We start from the raw sequence: 17,552 nt of genomic DNA on the forward strand, positions 1-17,552 counted from the left end.
TTTGGTTCATATGAAATTTAATTCATGACTATTCTACCTTTTTGCCAGCAGAATGTCAACAGTTTTTGTTTATATTCTACAAACATTTTTTCTTTTCTTTGTTTGTATTTCCCAAGCATACCTAGTCTATTTGAATTTGCAGCGAATTTCCTCGACGGCTTTCGCCACAATCTTCTCTGCATCAAATCCTTCGATATCCAGCGCTTCTGCTTTGATGCATTCTGTTTCAGGAATGCCAAGCATATCGGCTGCTCCACACATATAATCGTAACCATAATTTTTTTCTCCAATGAAGCCGCCCGCTGTCGTAATATATGTCAGCTTTTTTCCATTGCACAGTCCGATAAATCCTGTATTAGTAGCTTTAAAGGTCAAGTCTGCTACCATAATATTTTCGATGTAGACTTTAAGAATTGCTGCGAAGGACAAATCCCAATAAGGTGTGCCGATTACGATATAGTCCGCTTCCTTAAACTGCTTCGCCAGGCTGAACATCTGATGCGTGAAGTCTTTTTTGCGAACCAGGTCGTCCCGAATATCCAATTTCTCCATAGTGTGAGGCTGCACGCTGCCGTTTCTGAGGACTACCGTTTCAACCTCAGTCTCCGGATTTTTTTTCAGAAATTCTTCCAGATAAACGTCGCACAAAATCTTAGTTCTGGACCTTTCATCCCTGACACATGCGTCTATGAATAACAGTTTTTCCATTTCTCGCCTCCTACTGTATCTCGCCAAGCAAGGCTGCCAGCGCTTTTGCCTCATCTTTTGTTAAGGTAACGCCTTTTCCCATTTTCTCATGCGCAGGCGCCCAGTCTCGCAGATCATACTTCGGTGCAGCACCGTTCCAGCTGACCAAATTCAGCTCCTTGCGCCAACCTCTTGCACCTTCTGATAACACGCCGATTTCCTCTATGATTTCATATTTAATATCTGCCATAACTCTCTCCTCACTCTTCTTATTTCTTGTAATTGGCAATTTCCTCTGCTAACTCGTTCAGATACGTCCACCGTTCTATCTTTTCAAGCAGCTGTGTTTCAAGTTCTTCCTTCTCCATCTGCAGCTCTGCCAGCTTTGAAAAATCCGTGGCATGTCGGCTCATCTCTGCTTCCGCTTCTGCCAGCCGGCTTTCCAGCGCCTCAATATCCGCATCAATCGTCTCAAACTCTTTCTGTTCATTATATGTGAAACGGGGTTTCTGCGGCTTTGTTTCTCGCCGCTTAGGCTCTGGTGCCTTTTCCTGTTTTGCTATTGTCTGCTGTTCCAAAAGCTCTAAACTGTGCTTTGCCTCATAGTCTGTAAACCCTCCATTGTACTGGCGTATCTCACCACCCGGCAAAAATGCAAAGGTCTTTCGGGTCACTCTATCCAGAAAATATCGGTCATGGGATACGGCGATGACCGCACCATTAAAATCGTCCAAATAGTCCTCCAACACCGTCAGGGTTTCGATATCCAGGTCATTGGTCGGTTCGTCCAAAATCAGTACATTTGGTGCTGTCATCAAAATACTGAGCAGGTACAGTCTTCGCTTCTCACCACCGGAAAGATGTCCGATTTTGACAGAGTGCATATGGGGCGGAAACAGAAAGCGCTCCAGCATTTGGGAGGCTGAGAAACTCCCTTCGCTGGTCTGCACAGTGCCTGCAATATCAGAAATATAACGAATCACTCTGGCATCCTCATCGAGAGCCTGATTTTCTTGCGAGAAATAGCCAATTTTTACGGTATCACCTTTTTCCACTTTACCACTATCACTGGCGATTTGCCCCATAAGCATACCGAGAAGGGTCGACTTTCCACAGCCGTTAGGTCCGATGATACCGACTCTGTCATTTCGTAAAAGGATATAGCTAAAATCATCAATCAGCCGCAGATCGCCGTAGGCTTTGCTGAGATGTTCAATCTCGATAATCTTCTTGCCCAGTCTGCTGGATGCGGCAGTCATTTCCAGCGCGGCATCGTCTATTACCAATTTACTTTCTTCCAGCTGATGGAACCTCTCAATTCTGCCCTTTGCCTTTGTAGTACGCGCCTTAGCACCTCTACGAATCCAAGCAAGTTCCTTGCGATAAATGGCCTGCCGCTTTCTCTCCGATGCCAGTTCCATCTCCTTTCTGGCAGCCTGGGTCTCCAAATAGTAATCGTAATTGCCATCATAGCTGTAAAGCTTTCCGCCGTCGATTTCCACAATTCGGTTAGCCACTCGATCCAAAAAATACCTATCATGGGTAATCATGAATATCGCACCTTTGTAGCGAAGCAAATATTCTTCCAGCCAAATAATGACATCGCTGTCCATATGGTTGGTCGGCTCATCCAGGATTAACAAATTGCTTTCCGCCGTCAAAACTGCTGCCATGGCAACCCGTTTCCTCTGTCCGCCGGAAAGCTGCCCCATCTTCTGTTCAAAGTCGGTAATGCCAAGCTTTGTCAGCATGGACTGGTACTGATACTGCTCAACTTGACTGCCAGTTTCCAAAAGATACCGCGATGCCTGTTCCATCACAGACAGCCCTGGGTCGTAGGGCGGATTCTGCGCCAGATATGCGCTGCGAAGCTCTCTGGATTTTGTGATGGTGCCGCCTTCCTCATCGACTGCACCCGCAAGAATCTTCAGCAAAGTAGATTTTCCGCTTCCGTTGACGCCGATTAGTCCAATTTTATCCTCCTGATCGATGGAAAGGTTCACATCCATCAGCAGCGGCTTTTCTGTATAACTCTTTTTAATATGTTCTGCATTTAGTAAAATCATGGTTCTATTATATACGCTTCCCTATATGAAAATCAACTCTTGTTATCACTTCTTTTCTATCTTTTCCGTTCCTTTGCGGACGTCAATTATGGCGCGCCTTCCGCTACACCCAGTCAGAATTAGTGAAATAAAATACGGATGCCTAATCATGCAGCATCCGCATTTTACGATATAATTTAAGAAAGCTTTATCCAATAAGCATATATAATAAGTGTGCGCTGACACCAGCAATCAGACCGCCGATTGTATGGCAGAGAATTGCCTTTCCTGTCAATTCTCTGAATCTCAAAGAATCCATCATCGCAACGTGCGTACTCAGATAACCACTCCAACACATGCACATCGCTGTAAAAACTGCGATATCATTACCAGAAGCCAGACCATCTGCTACTAAATTCGGCACCAGTCCAATGGCAGCACCCGCAGCGCCCAGCGCCGTAATTGGCACAGAAATCCCTTCTGCCGCAGTAAAGCCAAACAATGGGGTCAGAATAAATTCTACTTTTTCCGCAAGCCACGGCAAAAATCCAACGCCTTCATAAGCTGCACCAGTAAAAGTTCCATCAGCAGAAGGTCCGCCAGTCAGCATCATCACGATAGTACAGATGATAAGCACGCCAGGAATAATGGCAAATCCCATAGATACGCCATTTTTTCCGCCTTCCAGCATAGCACCCATGAAACGTTCACCCAGGCTGCCCTCACGAATCATTCTTTCGTCAAGGGAAATCTGACCACAACCGGATTTCACATCGACTTCCGCTTCTGTTCCGTAAATTTTCTTTGTATGGCGAAGCATTAATCTTGCACTGACAATACTGCCAATGACTGCACCCAGATTACCAATCAGAGCCGCCACCACAAAGCTTTCGCCTGCCGGTGCCTTAATCCCAATCATAAAGGTAGTAATAATCATGCCCATACCAAAGGCCGTCCCAATGTTAGTCAATGCCGGAAGCTGATATTTTTTGAAATATCTTCTGAAATTATCGTCCTCTGCCAGAGATAAAATTGCTGGATTATCGGACAAATAAGTAGTAACTACGCCTACTATGCTTGCGCCTGGAAGCCCGTAAAGAGGCTTCATTAAAGGTGACAAAATTTTATTAATCGCTGCTACAACGCCGAATTCCGTTAATAATCCAGCAGCCGCACCAGCAAGTACGGCGATTGCCATAATATAAAATACCGTGTTCAGTAAGAGGTCATAGGCTGTATTCATCAGCGTATTCATCATATTGACAGTTCCCATGGTAATTCCAAGGTACCCAAATATCACGCCAAAGATTCCTAAAAATACTAATGTTTCCAGACTAAACGCATTTTTCACCCGGGGCTTTCTATTTTCCACAATTTTCATCTGTGGTTTTGTCAGCTGCGGTTCTCTCTGCACAGATAAATTCTCCTGCATTACAAATTCCTTCCTTCTTTTCACTTTCTTTTTTATCTGTCTTGTATTTTTCTCTCTCATACTGTATCATAAAAGTATAAATCACAAAAGCGAATTTTTTTCATGTTTTACATTATAAAATCAGATATATAGGAGTGAAAACGATGGAATCCAATTTACAGAAATACCAAGCCTTTCTCAAGACTGTGGAATATGGCAGCTTTACCAAAGCCGCTGAACTTTTGAACTATTCCCAGTCAGGAATCAGCCGCATGATTTCCGACATAGAAAAAGAATGGAATCTAACGCTTCTAGAGCGCGGTAAAGCTGGCGTCTTCTTGACCTCTCAGGGCAAAAAGCTGCTTCCGTTTATTCAGTCTTTATGCAGAGAATACGATGCCCTTACAGAACAGGTAGACGAGCTTTCCGGTCTTCACACAGGACTAATCCGAATTGCTACCTTCTCCAGTATTGCTACTCACTGGATTCCTAACATCATCAAACATTTTCAAGCGGACTATCCCGGCATTGACTATGAACTGCTCATGGGTGACTACGAAGAAATCGAAGCTTGGGTCGTCAGCGGCAAAGCGGATTGCGGCTTTCTGCCTCTCCCCATCCGATCCTCACTGGAAACCATTCATCTTGAAATGGACGAACTGCTGGTGGCACTTCCCAAAGGTCACCCCCTTGAACACTGCAAAAAATTCCCTCTAAAGGCGCTGTGCGACGATCCCTTTATTCTTCCAAAAACAGGAAAGCGCGTGGACGCTGAACAGATTTTTCGCTATCATCAGTTAACGCCCAAGATTCGCTGTTCTACTTTCGATGACTACGCCATCATGGCAATGGTGGAAAGCGGTCTGGGAATCAGCATTCTGCCCAGCCTGATTTTAAAGCGTTCCCCCTACAACATCATCACAAAGCCTTTAGAAGAACCCGCCTACCGTGACCTTGCACTGATTTTGCGCAGCAAAAAAAACGCTTCCCTTGCGGTAAAGCGTTTTCTGGAATATCTGGATTATCGGAAGTAGCCCGCACAGATGAGCTTACTCCCATCCACTTTTCTTCATGATTTTTTTCAGCCTGTCACTAAGTATAAGTGCCAACACCATTTTTATGCTGTCCGGCAGCAAAAATGGGAATACACACCAGCCCAACACTGCGCTGAGACCGATAGCTCCCGTGTTTTGGGTATACACCACCATAAACCAAATAGTCCCAAATACGTAGTAGGTAACCATTCCCAAAACCATGGAGAGAGCACGCACCCAGATTTTCTCACCGAGCAGCCGCTCTAAACTCCAATAGAGAAGTCCGCTGAGCAAAAATCCCAGCACATATCCGCCGGTAGTACCCATCAGCACACCAAGCCCACTGGAAAATCCTGCAAAGACTGGAACACCAACAGCTCCCAGCAGAACATAGATAACAACGACCAGAGTGCCCCTCTTGCCCCCTAACACACCAAAGGCTAAAAACAGCGCAAAGGTCTGCATCGTAAAAGGAACCAAAGTAGGAATTGATATCCAGGAACATACTGCCATAATAACTGCAAACATTGCCACACAAATCATATCATAGGTTTTATTTCTTGTTGTAGTCATAATTAAATACTCCTTCTTTCTTGAACTAAAGAGAGTATAACATCTACGCCTCTTCATGTCAACCTTGTTTTTTAATAAAAGGTGACAATGATGCAGCACATTTCAAACTGCATTTTTGCATAAAATACCTGTATAAAATCCATTTCATATGTAAAGGCTATATCGCGAAAGGAAGTGAATTTGATGATAAAATTCGATATGCACTGTCACACCAAAGCCGGTTCCATCGATGCAAAAATTCCAATCGAACGCTATATTGAACTTTTAATATCTCACGGTTTCTCCGGTATGCTGATAACTGACCACGATACATACAAAGGCTATCGGTATTTTAAAAATTTTTGCCACAGCATAACCAGCGATTTTACAGTACTGGTCGGAGTGGAATACGATACCAGGGACGCCGGTCACATTCTGGTGATTATGCCAGATGGCATTTTTCTGCCTGTGCTAAAAATCCGCGGCATGTCCATTGCGCGACTGATAAAGCTGGTCCATCAGTATGGCGGAATTCTAGGACCTGCTCATCCTTTCGGCACTCGCTACAACAGCGCTCTGCTTCTCCGCAAGCTGCGCAAAAATCCTCAGCTTGTCAACCACTTTGATTTTATTGAAGGCTTTAACACCTGTGAAAGTCCCCTTGCCAACCAGAAAGCGCAGGCCCTTGCAAAAGCATATGGCAAACCCTGTATCGGCGGTTCAGACTCTCACAAAGAAGATTATGTTGGCATGGCATTTACTGCTTTCCATGAGAATATCACCTGCAACAATGATTTAATCTCCGCTATTACCTGCGGTGGAATCATTGCTTTCGGAGGTACAGAACGAATCATGCTCCCGAAGCACAAAAAAAGACATTCTATAGCTGCCTCCCTTGGATTCCGCGCCTACAATCGCAGTCTGGGTCTGCTTTATTCCCCTTACAGACAGCTAAAACTTCGCAAATTACCCTTGCACCGCAAATAATAATTTGATAAAATGTAAATAGCAATTGTCCCTGAGTCGAACCCCACAAAGGTCCGACTTTTTTTCTCAGGATTTTATTATTAATTTACGCAAAAAGGAGACGAAGAAATGAACGAATCAAAACCAAAGGCAAACGGCTGGGCTCTGCTTCCAATTCTGGTATTTCTAATCCTATTTCTAGGAACCGGAATTCTACTCAATGACTTTTATACCATGCCAGCTGTTGTAGGCTTCTTAATCGCGCTTATCGTAGCATTTGTCCAGACAAAGGGCAAAACCTTTACCGAAAAGCTGCACATTGCTGCTATTGGAATCGGGGAAGATAATATCATCACAATGTGCTTGATATATCTTGCCGCAGGCGCTTTTTCAGGAGCAGTATCTGCAGCAGGGGGAGTCGACAGTACCGTCAATCTGGGGCTTTCCCTGATGCCGCCAAGCGTTGCAGTAATCGGTCTGTTTGTCATCGGCTGCTTTATCTCAATTTCCATGGGTACTTCCATGGGTACCATCGCAGCCCTTGCACCAATCGCTGTAGGCATTGCGGACAAGACCGGCTTTGCGCTGCCAATCTGTATCGGTGCAGTTGTGTCCGGTGCTATGTTCGGCGACAATCTGTCCATGATTTCAGATACCACCATCGCAGCGGTAAGAACCCAGGGCTGTGAGATGAAAGATAAATTCAGAAAGAACTTTCTGATTGTACTTCCAGCAGCAATTATCACCGTTGTCATACTGTTCTGCCTGACTCGCGGCGCTTCTTTTACATTAGAGGCAGAGCTCAATTATAATATCTGGCAGGTTATGCCGTATATCTTTGTATTAGTGACTGCCGTAATCGGAATCAACGTGTTTGTTGTTTTAATCAGCGGCACCGTACTTTCCATTCTCGTTGGTCTTTTCACCGGCTCCCTTGTCGTATCTGAAGTATTCACTTCTATCGGCAGCGGCGTCACCGGTATGTATGATATCACTGTAATTTCCATGCTGGTTGCTGCCATCAGCGCACTGGTCAAAGAAAACGGAGGATTCGCTTTTATTCTCGAAAAAATCCATAGCCGTATTCATACATATAAAGGCGCGGAAGTTGGTATTGCTGCTCTGATTTCTGTTGTTGACGCAGCGACCGCCAACAACACCGTGGCTATCGTAATTGCGGGCCCAATCGCAAAAGAAATCAGCGACGACTACGGCATTTCACCGGAACGAAGCGCTTCCCTTCTGGATATGTTTGCCTCCGTATTTCAGGGGATTATTCCTTACGGCGCCCAGCTGCTGTCTGCTGCAACACTGACAGGACTAACCTCCTTTGATATTATTCCGTATCTGTTCTATCCTTACCTGATGGCAATATGCGGTCTGATCAGCATCGCTGTCTCGAAGAAAAAATAACAACCCCTTCTTGCATAAGGTTGAAAGAAGCTGTCTCAAAATAAAATGAGACAGCTTCTTTTCGGCTTTAGGCCAGCGCCCGCTACAAGCAGCTAGTCCGGCAAGTTCATGTACGGGAGCAAACCTGGCAGAAAGAGAATCAAGATATGCCGATGATTTACCCCGCGCCATATTTTAGCTTGATTTCTGTATACATGGCGCGGACCTTTGAGAAAGTGCCAGATACAAAAGCTTTTTAAGAAAAAATGGCGGCTGCAGAAAGAAATGCAGACAGATAGTCGGAAAAACTTTGGTATCCTACAGTAAAATATCAAAAAAGCAAGTATCGGGCGGCAGGCTCGTGCCAGTATTTGAGAAAATGAATCCAAATATGGCGGTTGGCGGATGGCTGGCGCCATGTATACAAAAAAACGCTTAAAATATGGCGTTTTCCAGGAGATGAACGCCATATATACAAAAAAATCCTGAGATTATGGCGCACCGGTTTCTCCACAGCATGAAATACTGCATACCAATCATTAAATCAGATTAAACTTCATCCTGGCATTTATCTTGGATTCTTTTTCGCTCCAATATCACTTTTACTTCAAAAGAACTGTCTCATTTCCTTACTTTTTAGATAGTTTTTTACATATTGTCAATCATCAGCTTCTCTACCTATTTTTCCTACTTAATAAAAAAATCCGTAGTACCAAAAACAGAAAAACAGGAATCCCTTTCATGCAAGAGATTCCTGTCTTTTAAATTTTATAGTTATTTTACAGCGTCTGCGCCTACTTTGAATGCTTTCAGGTTCAGATCGATGAACTTTTCTTTTACATTCTTTCTGATGATATCTTCCCAGTCGATATCGTCAAGCCCCATCAATTTTACAAGGGCGCCTAGAAGAATGACGTTAGCCGCTTTTACGTTGCCCAGGTCCGCAGCCATTTTGGATGCGTCCATGGTATGTACGCGGTCTGCTGCCTTTTCAATTTCTTCAATGACATCGTTTGCATATTCTTCTACGCCGGTCAGTACGGTCATGGAAGGAATTCTCTCTGTATTGACAACCACTGCGCCATCTGGTTTCAGATAATCCAGAGTTCTCAGCGCTTCCATTTCTTCAAAGGAAACGATGATATCTGCAGTACCCTTTTCGATGACAGGAGAGAATACTTTCTCTTTGCTGTATCTAACCTGAGAAACCACGTCGCCACCTCTCTGGCTCATGCCGTGAATTTCACTCATCTTTACGTCGTAGCCTGCTTCCATCAGACCGAAGGTCAGCATCTTTGCAGCAGTGATGGTGCCCTGTCCGCCGACACCTGATAATAAAATATTCTTTGTCATTTTATTTCTCCTCCTTTACGATGGCATCTACCGGGCAAACCTGTGCGCAAACGTCGCAGCCTACACAGTCAGCTCTATTGATATGTACTTTCTTAGTATCTTTGTCAAAGATCAGTGCAGGACATCCAGTCTTCTGACATGCCTTACATCCGATACACTTGTCAGGATCTACAACATCCTTTGTCTGGAACAGACCCGGGAATTCTTCCAGATCAGCCTGAGAGAATTTCTTCAGCACGCACGGCCATCTTGTGATGATAACAGATGGTTCATCCAGATCCCAAAATTCATCAAAGGCGGCGTCAACTGCTTTCAGGTCGTTCGGATCGATTACTTTTACATGCTTGATACCGATGGCTTTAACCAACGCTTCCATGTTGATCATGTTAGCTTCTTCACCTTTTACGGTGTAGCCAGTACCCGGATTCTGCTGATGACCCGTCATACCGGTAATTCTGTTATCGAGAATTACGTTGATGGTATTGCTGTTGTTGTAAACGGTGTTCATCAGGGAGTTTACGCCGGTATGGAAGAATGTAGAGTCACCCAGTACGGTAACAACCTTTCTCTTAATGCCTTCTCTGTTGAAGGTTTTCTGCGCGCCGTGCCCCATAGAAATAGATGCGCCCATACAGATCGCAGCGTCCATTGCATTATAAGGCGCGCCGTATGCCAAAGTATAGCAGCCGATGTCGCCAGTAATCATCACATCTTTTCTCTTGCCCAGTCTATAGAACAGTCCTCTGTGCGGACATCCTGCACAAAGTGTCGGCGGACGCTTGATGACTTTTTCTTTGTCATAAGAAATCTGCGGCAGTTCTTCACCGTAAAGCGCTTTTCTCAGCACGTCGGAAGTCATTTCACCGTATGCAGGGAATGTGTCCTTGCCGTGGCATGCAAATCCGAGACGCTGTACAAATTCTTCGATATATGGATCGTCTTCTTCTACGATATAAATCGTTTCTACCTTGCTGCAGAACTCTTTGATCATCTCTGTCGGCAGCGGGAATGTGAAGCCTAATTTCAGATAAGAAGCATCTTCTCCGAATACTTCCTTCGCATAGTAATAGGAAGGACCGGATGCGATAACACCGATTTTGGTTCCGTTCATCTCAGCAAAGTTGAACTTGGACTGTTCGGAGTACGCCTCCAACTTCTTGGTTCTTTCTTCCATGTTTACTCTGTTGACTCTTGCGTTAGCAGGCACGCAGACGAATCTTGCCAGATCCTTTTCCCAAGGTCTGTTGGCAACTTCTACTCTTTCGCCAACTTCTACCAGCGATTTAGAGTGACATACACGAGTAACCATTCTCATCAGCACCAATGCGCCATAGGTTTCGGAAACTTCATAAGCTTCCTTCATCATGTCAAGGCATTCCTGAGAGTCTGCAGGCTCAAACATCGGCATCTTTGCCATCTTAGCAAAGTTTCTGTTGTCCTGTTCATTCTGAGAGGAGAACATGCCCGGCTCATCAGCTGTTACCAGTACGGAACCGCCGTTTACTCTCATGGTGGCAAAGGTCATCATCGGGTCAGCAGCTACGTTTACACCTACGTGCTTCATGGAAGCCATGCTTCTTGCCCCAGCCATTGATGCCCCTGCTGCGGATTCCATGGCTACCTTTTCGTTCGGTGCCCATTCAGCGTAAATCTCCTTATATTTAGCAACATTTTCCAAAATTTCTGTACTAGGCGTTCCAGGATATGCAGATGCGTGTGTTACGCCAGCCTCATAAGCCCCTCTTGCAATAGCTTCATCGCCTGTTAATAATTTTTTCATAAGGGTGAATCCTCCTTCTTCTATCTACCAAGTAATCTCTTACATGATTAACTTCTTAACCACATTTTAGAACCGGAAATTTCCGTTGTCAATTGATTTCACCAAATCAACCTATATTTTTTTCAATTTTTTCTGCTTTATGTATACGTAAACAATTTTTATATCTATTTTTTATTTATTTGTAATTATTGTATACAATAAACCGTGAATGCTCTATTTTTTCCATAAATCCGATTTTTCCAATGATAAAGGTGCATATAATTACACATTTCCCGCATTTTCACCATATTTTTCCCGTAAAAATAAGGCATTATCAATCATTCATTATTTTTCGTCAAACCCTTTTCAAAGAAATCAGAAAACTATTGACATTATGGTGAAAATCCCTTAAAATATGCCTATCGATATGAAGACTAGACAAAGGAATACCAGACTATGAACAAGCCGATTAAGAAAGCCCCTATACGGGATCAGATTTACGACATCATCAAGAAAAATATAATTGAAGGAAAATACGAACCCGGAAGCCGCCTAAGCATTACAGCCCTTTCCAAAGAACTGAATGTCAGTAATTCTCCAGTGAGAGAAGCACTTTCCATGCTGAATCGCGACGGTATCATCGACATTTATCCCAATTCCGGACCCAGCGTCATTAAATTTTCCGAGCGAAGACTTGCACAGATTGCACAGGCAATTTTGAGCATGCTTCTTGGCGCCTTTGAGATCTGCCAGCAGACCGGCAGAATGGATCAGCTTGTAGAACTTTTACAGAAAACATTGAAAGCACAGATTGACCATCTGGAGGTAGACAATATGCAGGAATACGTTCGTTATTCCATCAGTTTCGAGTCCGCTTTCATCACCTGCTGTGACAATCCTTATATCACACGGCAGTACGGTCAAATCGAAGATTTATTTTACATGATTGTACTCTATAATCACTGGCATATTGACAGAAGCAGAAATCACACTGTCATGGAACACCAGCAGATTCTGAGCGCTATCATCAGCGGCGATTACAGCACCGCAAAGGATTTGCTGTCTGCCCATTATAATCGCTTCCAACTAAACGAAACAAACTAAATTCTTCCATCCCTTCTGCATACTCCCTCCTATTCTTTCAGAATTGAAGTATGCAATAGGAAAGCTCTTGCCTCTCCCCTTTCTGGCAAGAGCTTTTTTCATGAAAAAATTAATTTCTTTGCACAGTGTTCTTCCTATGTCCAATTTGCCACCGAAACACACAGAACAGCAGTATAATGCCCAGATATCCCGTAAAAGGATAAATAAATGCTACCAGTTTGTCAAAAGGCAGCTGCCCCAGGATAAAACTGTCAGCGCTGACCAGAAAAGCAATAATCAGAGACGCTTTACTCTTCGGTCTTGCAAGACCATTGCAGATGGACCAGAGCACCGGCGCTGCTGTAGAGAAGATGCCGCAGATCATAATACAGACAAACACCGTTCCCGCTGCAGATGATACGTTTTCTGCCAGTTTCAGAGAAGGCACGATACTGCTTTCTGCCAAATCCAGCCGTGAGGTCAATGCCAAATTCATGAAGATCACCGTAATCATCAGCAGTACGCCACCCGCAATGCCGCCAGCCGCTGCCTCTCTTTCAGATTTCGCATCCCTTCCCAGCGCCATCAGAAATGCAACTGAACTGACTGTATTATAGGCAACATACAAAATGCCGCTAAACCACCAGTTCTGTGCAGGGCGTGCATTCTGTAAAAATTCCACATCTACATTTCCCGCCATCAGATCACCAAAGTTCGCTGTAATCGTGCAGATTGCAATAAACACAGAAAAACCAATGATAAGCGGTCCCATAAGCCCTACAATATCAATGAGTTTATCAAGTCCAAAAGCAAAAGCGCCAAAGACCAGAAGCGCCATAATCAGTCCCCCTACATAGTAACTGACCCCGCAATACTCCGAAAGCGACGCTCCTGCACCGGAAATCATCACAGCAAGGACTGCAAATAAATAAAACAGAACAAAATATTCATAGAAAGTTCCCAGTATTTTTCCGCAAAAAAGCTGGTATGGCTTTTCTGCAGCTTTTTCACCTACCCGATGTCCAATCTTCATCAGGCTGCCACCTGCCCAGGAAAAAAGAATCATACTGACAATGGCTCCAGCGATTCCCATAGTTCCATAAGATGTATAAAACTGTAAAATTTCCTGTCCCGTTGCAAAACCAGAGCCGATTTCAAAGGCGATATAGGCTCCAGCATACTTCATAACCCGGATGATACTAATTTTTTCTTTCAACGCGAATCCCCCTTTGTACTTCCTACCAGAATATGCGGACAAAGAAAAAAATAGACCGAAAGCCTCTGCTTTCAGTCTATCCATTTTACATGTTCACTTGCTTGCCGTCCTCGCCAGAAGACTCTGCTACCACTCTTGCAAAATCCTCCCATTTATAGCTGCCCCGATCAGTCTCTCGATCCGGATCCTGTGCATTAAAAAAGCAGCTAGGAATTTCTCTTTCTTTCAGATTCTTCGCAATACAAGGCGTGCATCCTTCATTATGATTGACCGGGTTAAAAGGACAATCATAGTCATTGCAGGTACAAAAACTCACTTTCCCCATGTTGTAGCGCCTCCTTGTTTTTTCTTATCATACTCTATTTTCCTCCGCTGCGCAAGCTTTCTTCACAGGATGCCGAATCACAGTTTTGCACCGCTGTGCGGCGACTCTTCTTGGATCGGACAGATAAATTTCGTGGTGCCGCCGGTTTTCTGTAAAGTCTGTCACAAAACCCTGCTCTGCCACGTATGCCTCCATCAGCGCCACCGTTTGCGGCTCGTCATCATAAGCCCCCACGTGCATGCACTGAACACAAAGTCCTTCCTCCATCGTCAGATATTCCACTTTGGAGAAATCCCGTTTCTTCTTTGCTGTTGCTTCCGAGATCGCCCAGTCGAATTCTTCTCTGGTCACAAAATCCGGCAGCCGAATGGCTGAAATCCACTGAAAATCTTCTTTCCTGCTGAAATCGACGCCCTGCACGCCTTCCTGCCACCAAAATCCTTCCAGCGGAGGCACTACATAGTCAAAATAGCCCTCAATGCGATGGCTGCCCAATTTGCTCATCTTAATCGTAAAAGCAATGGCATATAGTAATCCGATAGCTTCTTTGTACGCGCCTCCCTCTTCATTGGGGTCTCCCTCTCCCCTAACTGCAATATAACGCATCTTGGGCACTTCCACCAAAGACGGCTTCTTCCCCGGTTGATAAAACTCTTTGTATTCCTTTTTATAATCAAACGCCATTGTTACTTCACCTTCTTTTTCTTCGGTTTCGGCATAGGCAAATCCGCCCACGTTGTTTTCACAAAGCTGACTAGAAATTCCCGATTGTCGATATCTTCAAAAAGAAAATAATCCTTCGCACTTTCATAAGGCGGCGCAAGGGTCAGCTGGGGTGCGAGCCTGCGCCCTGCCTCAGTTACCTTGATGAACAGCTGGTCATCGCAAATGACCGCAAAAATTTTACCGTCCAGATACATGCCGTACTCGCCGAACATTTTCCGGTATGTGATTTCTCCCGCTTCCGAAAGCTGTCCTGCCACATATTCTACGAATTCTAAATGAGATGCCATCCTTTTACTCCTTTCTTACCCGATTTCGTCAAAGCAAAGTTTCACAGAGACGTTCAAACTTTTTTTCTGAAAGAATTTCATGGGTGATATAAGTTCCATTATAAAACAGTCCGTAATTGGTCCATGCCATGGGCGCATTCTGCGCCTGCTCACAGGTTTCGATTTTTCTCTTCTCAAAAGCGATACCCTTTGCCTCTGCCAGGTTTTCAATCACCGGCACATATTTTGCGGTGAAAGGACAGCCGCTGGTGTAATACAGCGTAAAGCCCTCCTCTTTCAGCGCCGGTTGCTTCGCATTGGGACGAAATACGGGTTTTGCCGCGTCCGCCGAAAACGGCAGATACAGCAGCGTAAAATACGGTTCCGCCGTATCAGCAAGCAGAAAGCCTTTATGCTGCAGATACTTTGGATCAGACAGAAAACCTTTCTTTTTTTCAGATGAAATGATTGAAAGACCCGATTTACCCTGTGCTTTTGCGTCTGCAATACAGGTGCGCAGAAGTTCGCTGGAATAGCCGTGCCCCTTGCTTGCACCCGACACCCAGAAGCAGTTAATGTGCATGTAATTTTCAGCCTCAATAGGCAGCCACGCCTTTTCCGCAGGGATATACTCGATAAAGCACTTTCCCCTGGTATCAGCCCTCAGAAACACTAAACCATCTGCAAACCGTTCTTTCAGCCAGCCTTTCTTGCTGGTCACCTGCGGGTCTCTATTCGATGATATGGCACAGCAAATGTGCTCTTTTTCCAGATTTTCTTCAGTCAGTTTGATGTACTCCATTGTATTTTTCCTCCATTTTTTGGATTATCTGGCGCAATTCTTCTCGTAGTTCTTCCGGCTGCAAAAGTTCCGCCTGCGCTCCGAAAGTAAGCAACCATATCAGCAGATTTTCCTTGTCGGTATAGTCCGCACAAAAAAGCAGCCTTCCATCTTCCTGCTCTCGAAAAGAGTCCGCTCCAAACTCCTCAATTAATCGCCATTTTGCCCCGGCTTCAAAGAGTGCTTTTACCTTGATTTCTCCTGGAAAAATTTTCTCGTTAGAAAGTTCCGGAAAAGGTACATCACGCCCAGCAAAGCATTCCCCCACCTTTTCCACGTAGGTCATCCGATTGAGCTTAAACAGACGAAAATCCTGTCTCTTTTCGCACCACGCCCACAGATACCAGCTGGACCAGTGAAATACCAGGTAATACGGCTCCACCGTTCGCATTTCTTCTCCTTTCGGCGAATAATACCGAAATGTCAGCTTCCTTTTCTCCGAAATCGCCTCCTGCATCAACTGAATCTTCGGCGCCAGAGTCTCTTTGTACCAAGAAGACAAATCAATCAGCATAAAATCGCTGCCGCAGGTAAAGCTCGACGCGCCAGGCTTTAACTTTTCCATCAGCTGCTCATAATAACTGCTTCCGCTAACACTGTCAAGGCTCCGCAGACCTGCTAAAATCATCTGCATATCCTTTGTCGTAAGCAGTGTTCTGTCAATTTTGTAGCCATCCATAATAGAAATGCCTCCGCCGCTTCCCTGACTGGTCGCAATAGGAATCCCCGCCTTGCAGAGGGCTTCGATATCTCTGTTGATGGTTCTTCTGGACACTTCAAAGCGTTCTGCAAGTTCTGGCGCTGTAACCTGTTCACATCGCAAAAGCACAGATAAAATGCCGATTAGCCGGTCGATTTTCATAAATAAAATCTCCTCTTTTGTATAGTATCCTCATAATAGCAAAGCAAACACGACAGCAGTGTGTCATGTTTGCTTTGATTTTGTCGCAATTATTTTTAAGGCTACACTAGTTTTCTCCGGAACTCATACTTCGGATACCAGCCTGAAGCGTCCCGCGACTCCAACGTAAATCCAAACCTATCGCCAAAATCCATATCCTCATTTTCCAGATACAACTCCTCATATCCACGTTCTTTTAAAAACGTGAAGAAGCCTTCCGCAAAAGCGGTAATTTCCAAAAGCTCTTTTCCCTCATCGGTCAGCCAGATGCCGCAAAGCTCCGTTGCTCTTCCATCATAGTGGGCAATACGAGCGTATCCAACCGTCTTCTCCCGCAGCTTTCCTTCAAAGGACGCAATCACATCGGTTTTCTCCGTTTCTTCAAAGGCAATCTGCCCGGTTTCTGCTTTTGCTTCGTAATCCTTTCTGAGAATGGAGTAATATCGGCAGTCTGAAAGCCCTGTATTATCCCTCGCTACTTCGCGCAAAGTCCCCTCGTACTGCATACCGCATTTTTTCATCACCATACCGGAATGGGGATTGAATACATCGTGTCTGGCTTCAATCCGATTATAATTAGTTTTCTGAAACAGAAAATCGATGACAGCCTGCAGTGCCTCCGACGCAATACCCTGATGCCAATATTTTTTTCCAATACAGTATCCAATGGCAATCATACGAGTGTCCGAATCCGCTGCAGCCATGCCAATACTGCCGATTGGTTCGCCAACCTCATCTAGCACAATAGCCCAGTTATAAAAATTTTCATCAGCATACTGCTGTTCCCAATCCTTCAGCACTGTCCTGGTTACTTCTATATTATCATGGGCAGGCCATGTTAAGAACCTGGTTACTTCGCAGTCAGACGCCCAATTGCGGTACATCGCCTTCGCATCGTCTATGTAAAATTTTCTAAGTGTCAACCTCTCCGTCTTAATCGTCTCTGTTCCCATTTGCTTCTCCTCTCAGTTTAAAATTATTTCTTCCGTTGAAAA

At 44.6% G+C, this 17,552-nt stretch carries 18 protein-coding genes; 4 read left to right on the forward strand and 14 right to left on the reverse strand.

Annotated elements, in window-relative coordinates:
* Nucleotides 1–126 precede the first annotated feature (126 nt).
* The 4 genes from V1225_RS13625 to V1225_RS13640 all read right to left on the reverse strand — a co-directional run bounded on the left by V1225_RS13625 (nucleotide 127) and on the right by V1225_RS13640 (nucleotide 4,113).
* Nucleotides 127–708, reverse strand: a complete 582-nt coding sequence (locus V1225_RS13625; RefSeq protein WP_160202813.1) for an NAD(P)H-dependent oxidoreductase — start codon at nucleotides 706–708, stop codon at nucleotides 127–129.
* Nucleotides 709–718: 10 nt separating this feature from the next.
* Nucleotides 719–937: a YdbC family protein gene (locus V1225_RS13630; RefSeq protein ID WP_160202814.1), complete on the reverse strand. Its 219-nt coding sequence runs from the start codon at nucleotides 935–937 to the stop codon at nucleotides 719–721.
* 19 nt (nucleotides 938–956) lie between these two features.
* On the reverse strand, nucleotides 957–2,753 hold the full coding sequence (locus V1225_RS13635; RefSeq protein WP_338546866.1) for an ABC-F family ATP-binding cassette domain-containing protein: 1,797 nt from the start codon (nucleotides 2,751–2,753) through the stop codon (nucleotides 957–959).
* A gap of 187 nt (nucleotides 2,754–2,940) precedes the next feature.
* Nucleotides 2,941–4,113 (reverse strand): hypothetical protein, encoded by a 1,173-nt coding sequence (locus V1225_RS13640; protein ID WP_161907829.1) that lies wholly within the window; start codon nucleotides 4,111–4,113, stop codon nucleotides 2,941–2,943.
* A 194-nt stretch (nucleotides 4,114–4,307) separates the two neighbouring features.
* Here V1225_RS13640 and V1225_RS13645 point away from each other — a divergent pair, with 194 nt between their 5' ends.
* A complete protein-coding gene (locus V1225_RS13645; RefSeq protein ID WP_338546868.1) occupies nucleotides 4,308–5,177 on the forward strand; it encodes a LysR family transcriptional regulator in 870 nt (289 codons plus the stop codon).
* A gap of 15 nt (nucleotides 5,178–5,192) precedes the next feature.
* Here the strand turns inward: V1225_RS13645 and V1225_RS13650 are convergent, their stop codons facing one another.
* On the reverse strand, nucleotides 5,193–5,750 hold the full coding sequence (locus tag V1225_RS13650) for a biotin transporter BioY (protein WP_161907723.1): 558 nt from the start codon (nucleotides 5,748–5,750) through the stop codon (nucleotides 5,193–5,195).
* A 183-nt stretch (nucleotides 5,751–5,933) separates the two neighbouring features.
* Here V1225_RS13650 and V1225_RS13655 point away from each other — a divergent pair, with 183 nt between their 5' ends.
* Entirely contained in the window at nucleotides 5,934–6,716 is a 783-nt protein-coding gene (locus V1225_RS13655) for a PHP domain-containing protein (protein WP_160202818.1), read from the forward strand.
* Nucleotides 6,717–6,824: 108 nt separating this feature from the next.
* Nucleotides 6,825–8,108, forward strand: coding sequence for a Na+/H+ antiporter NhaC family protein (locus V1225_RS13660; protein ID WP_251613836.1), 1,284 nt, complete (start codon nucleotides 6,825–6,827; stop codon nucleotides 8,106–8,108).
* Nucleotides 8,109–8,861: 753 nt separating this feature from the next.
* Here the strand turns inward: V1225_RS13660 and V1225_RS13665 are convergent.
* Nucleotides 8,862–9,440, reverse strand: a complete 579-nt coding sequence (locus V1225_RS13665) for an indolepyruvate oxidoreductase subunit beta (RefSeq protein WP_160202820.1) — start codon at nucleotides 9,438–9,440, stop codon at nucleotides 8,862–8,864.
* Between the two features lies 1 nt (nucleotide 9,441).
* The gene (gene iorA / locus V1225_RS13670; RefSeq protein ID WP_160202821.1) at nucleotides 9,442–11,220 is read right to left on the reverse strand and encodes an indolepyruvate ferredoxin oxidoreductase subunit alpha; all 1,779 of its coding nucleotides are present in this window, start codon (nucleotides 11,218–11,220) and stop codon (nucleotides 9,442–9,444) included.
* Between the two features lie 435 nt (nucleotides 11,221–11,655).
* Between iorA and V1225_RS13675 the strand changes: the two genes are divergently transcribed.
* Nucleotides 11,656–12,303, forward strand: a complete 648-nt coding sequence (locus tag V1225_RS13675; protein WP_160202822.1) for a GntR family transcriptional regulator — start codon at nucleotides 11,656–11,658, stop codon at nucleotides 12,301–12,303.
* A 109-nt stretch (nucleotides 12,304–12,412) separates the two neighbouring features.
* Here the strand turns inward: V1225_RS13675 and V1225_RS13680 are convergent, their stop codons facing one another.
* The 7 genes from V1225_RS13680 to V1225_RS13710 all read right to left on the reverse strand — a co-directional run bounded on the left by V1225_RS13680 (nucleotide 12,413) and on the right by V1225_RS13710 (nucleotide 17,510).
* Entirely contained in the window at nucleotides 12,413–13,498 is a 1,086-nt protein-coding gene (locus V1225_RS13680; RefSeq protein ID WP_251613839.1) for a hypothetical protein, read from the reverse strand.
* A gap of 85 nt (nucleotides 13,499–13,583) precedes the next feature.
* Nucleotides 13,584–13,823, reverse strand: coding sequence for a DUF6485 family protein (locus V1225_RS13685; RefSeq protein WP_160202824.1), 240 nt, complete (start codon nucleotides 13,821–13,823; stop codon nucleotides 13,584–13,586).
* A gap of 27 nt (nucleotides 13,824–13,850) precedes the next feature.
* Entirely contained in the window at nucleotides 13,851–14,507 is a 657-nt protein-coding gene (locus tag V1225_RS13690; protein ID WP_160202825.1) for a GyrI-like domain-containing protein, read from the reverse strand.
* 2 nt (nucleotides 14,508–14,509) lie between these two features.
* Nucleotides 14,510–14,836, reverse strand: a complete 327-nt coding sequence (locus tag V1225_RS13695; RefSeq protein WP_160202826.1) for a TfoX/Sxy family protein — start codon at nucleotides 14,834–14,836, stop codon at nucleotides 14,510–14,512.
* Between the two features lie 28 nt (nucleotides 14,837–14,864).
* Complete coding sequence (locus V1225_RS13700; RefSeq protein ID WP_160202827.1) at nucleotides 14,865–15,617, reverse strand: GNAT family N-acetyltransferase; 753 nt, start codon at nucleotides 15,615–15,617, stop codon at nucleotides 14,865–14,867.
* Nucleotides 15,595–16,518, reverse strand: a complete 924-nt coding sequence (locus V1225_RS13705; RefSeq protein ID WP_338546878.1) for a YafY family protein — start codon at nucleotides 16,516–16,518, stop codon at nucleotides 15,595–15,597. The genes V1225_RS13700 and V1225_RS13705 overlap by 23 nt, the downstream gene beginning before the upstream one ends.
* A gap of 101 nt (nucleotides 16,519–16,619) precedes the next feature.
* A complete protein-coding gene (locus V1225_RS13710) occupies nucleotides 16,620–17,510 on the reverse strand; it encodes a GNAT family N-acetyltransferase (protein WP_160202829.1) in 891 nt (296 codons plus the stop codon).
* Nucleotides 17,511–17,552 lie beyond the last annotated feature (42 nt).

Source organism: Emergencia sp. JLR.KK010 (assembly GCF_037018265.1).
Classification (GTDB): domain Bacteria; phylum Bacillota; class Clostridia; order Peptostreptococcales; family Anaerovoracaceae; genus Senimuribacter; species Senimuribacter intestinalis.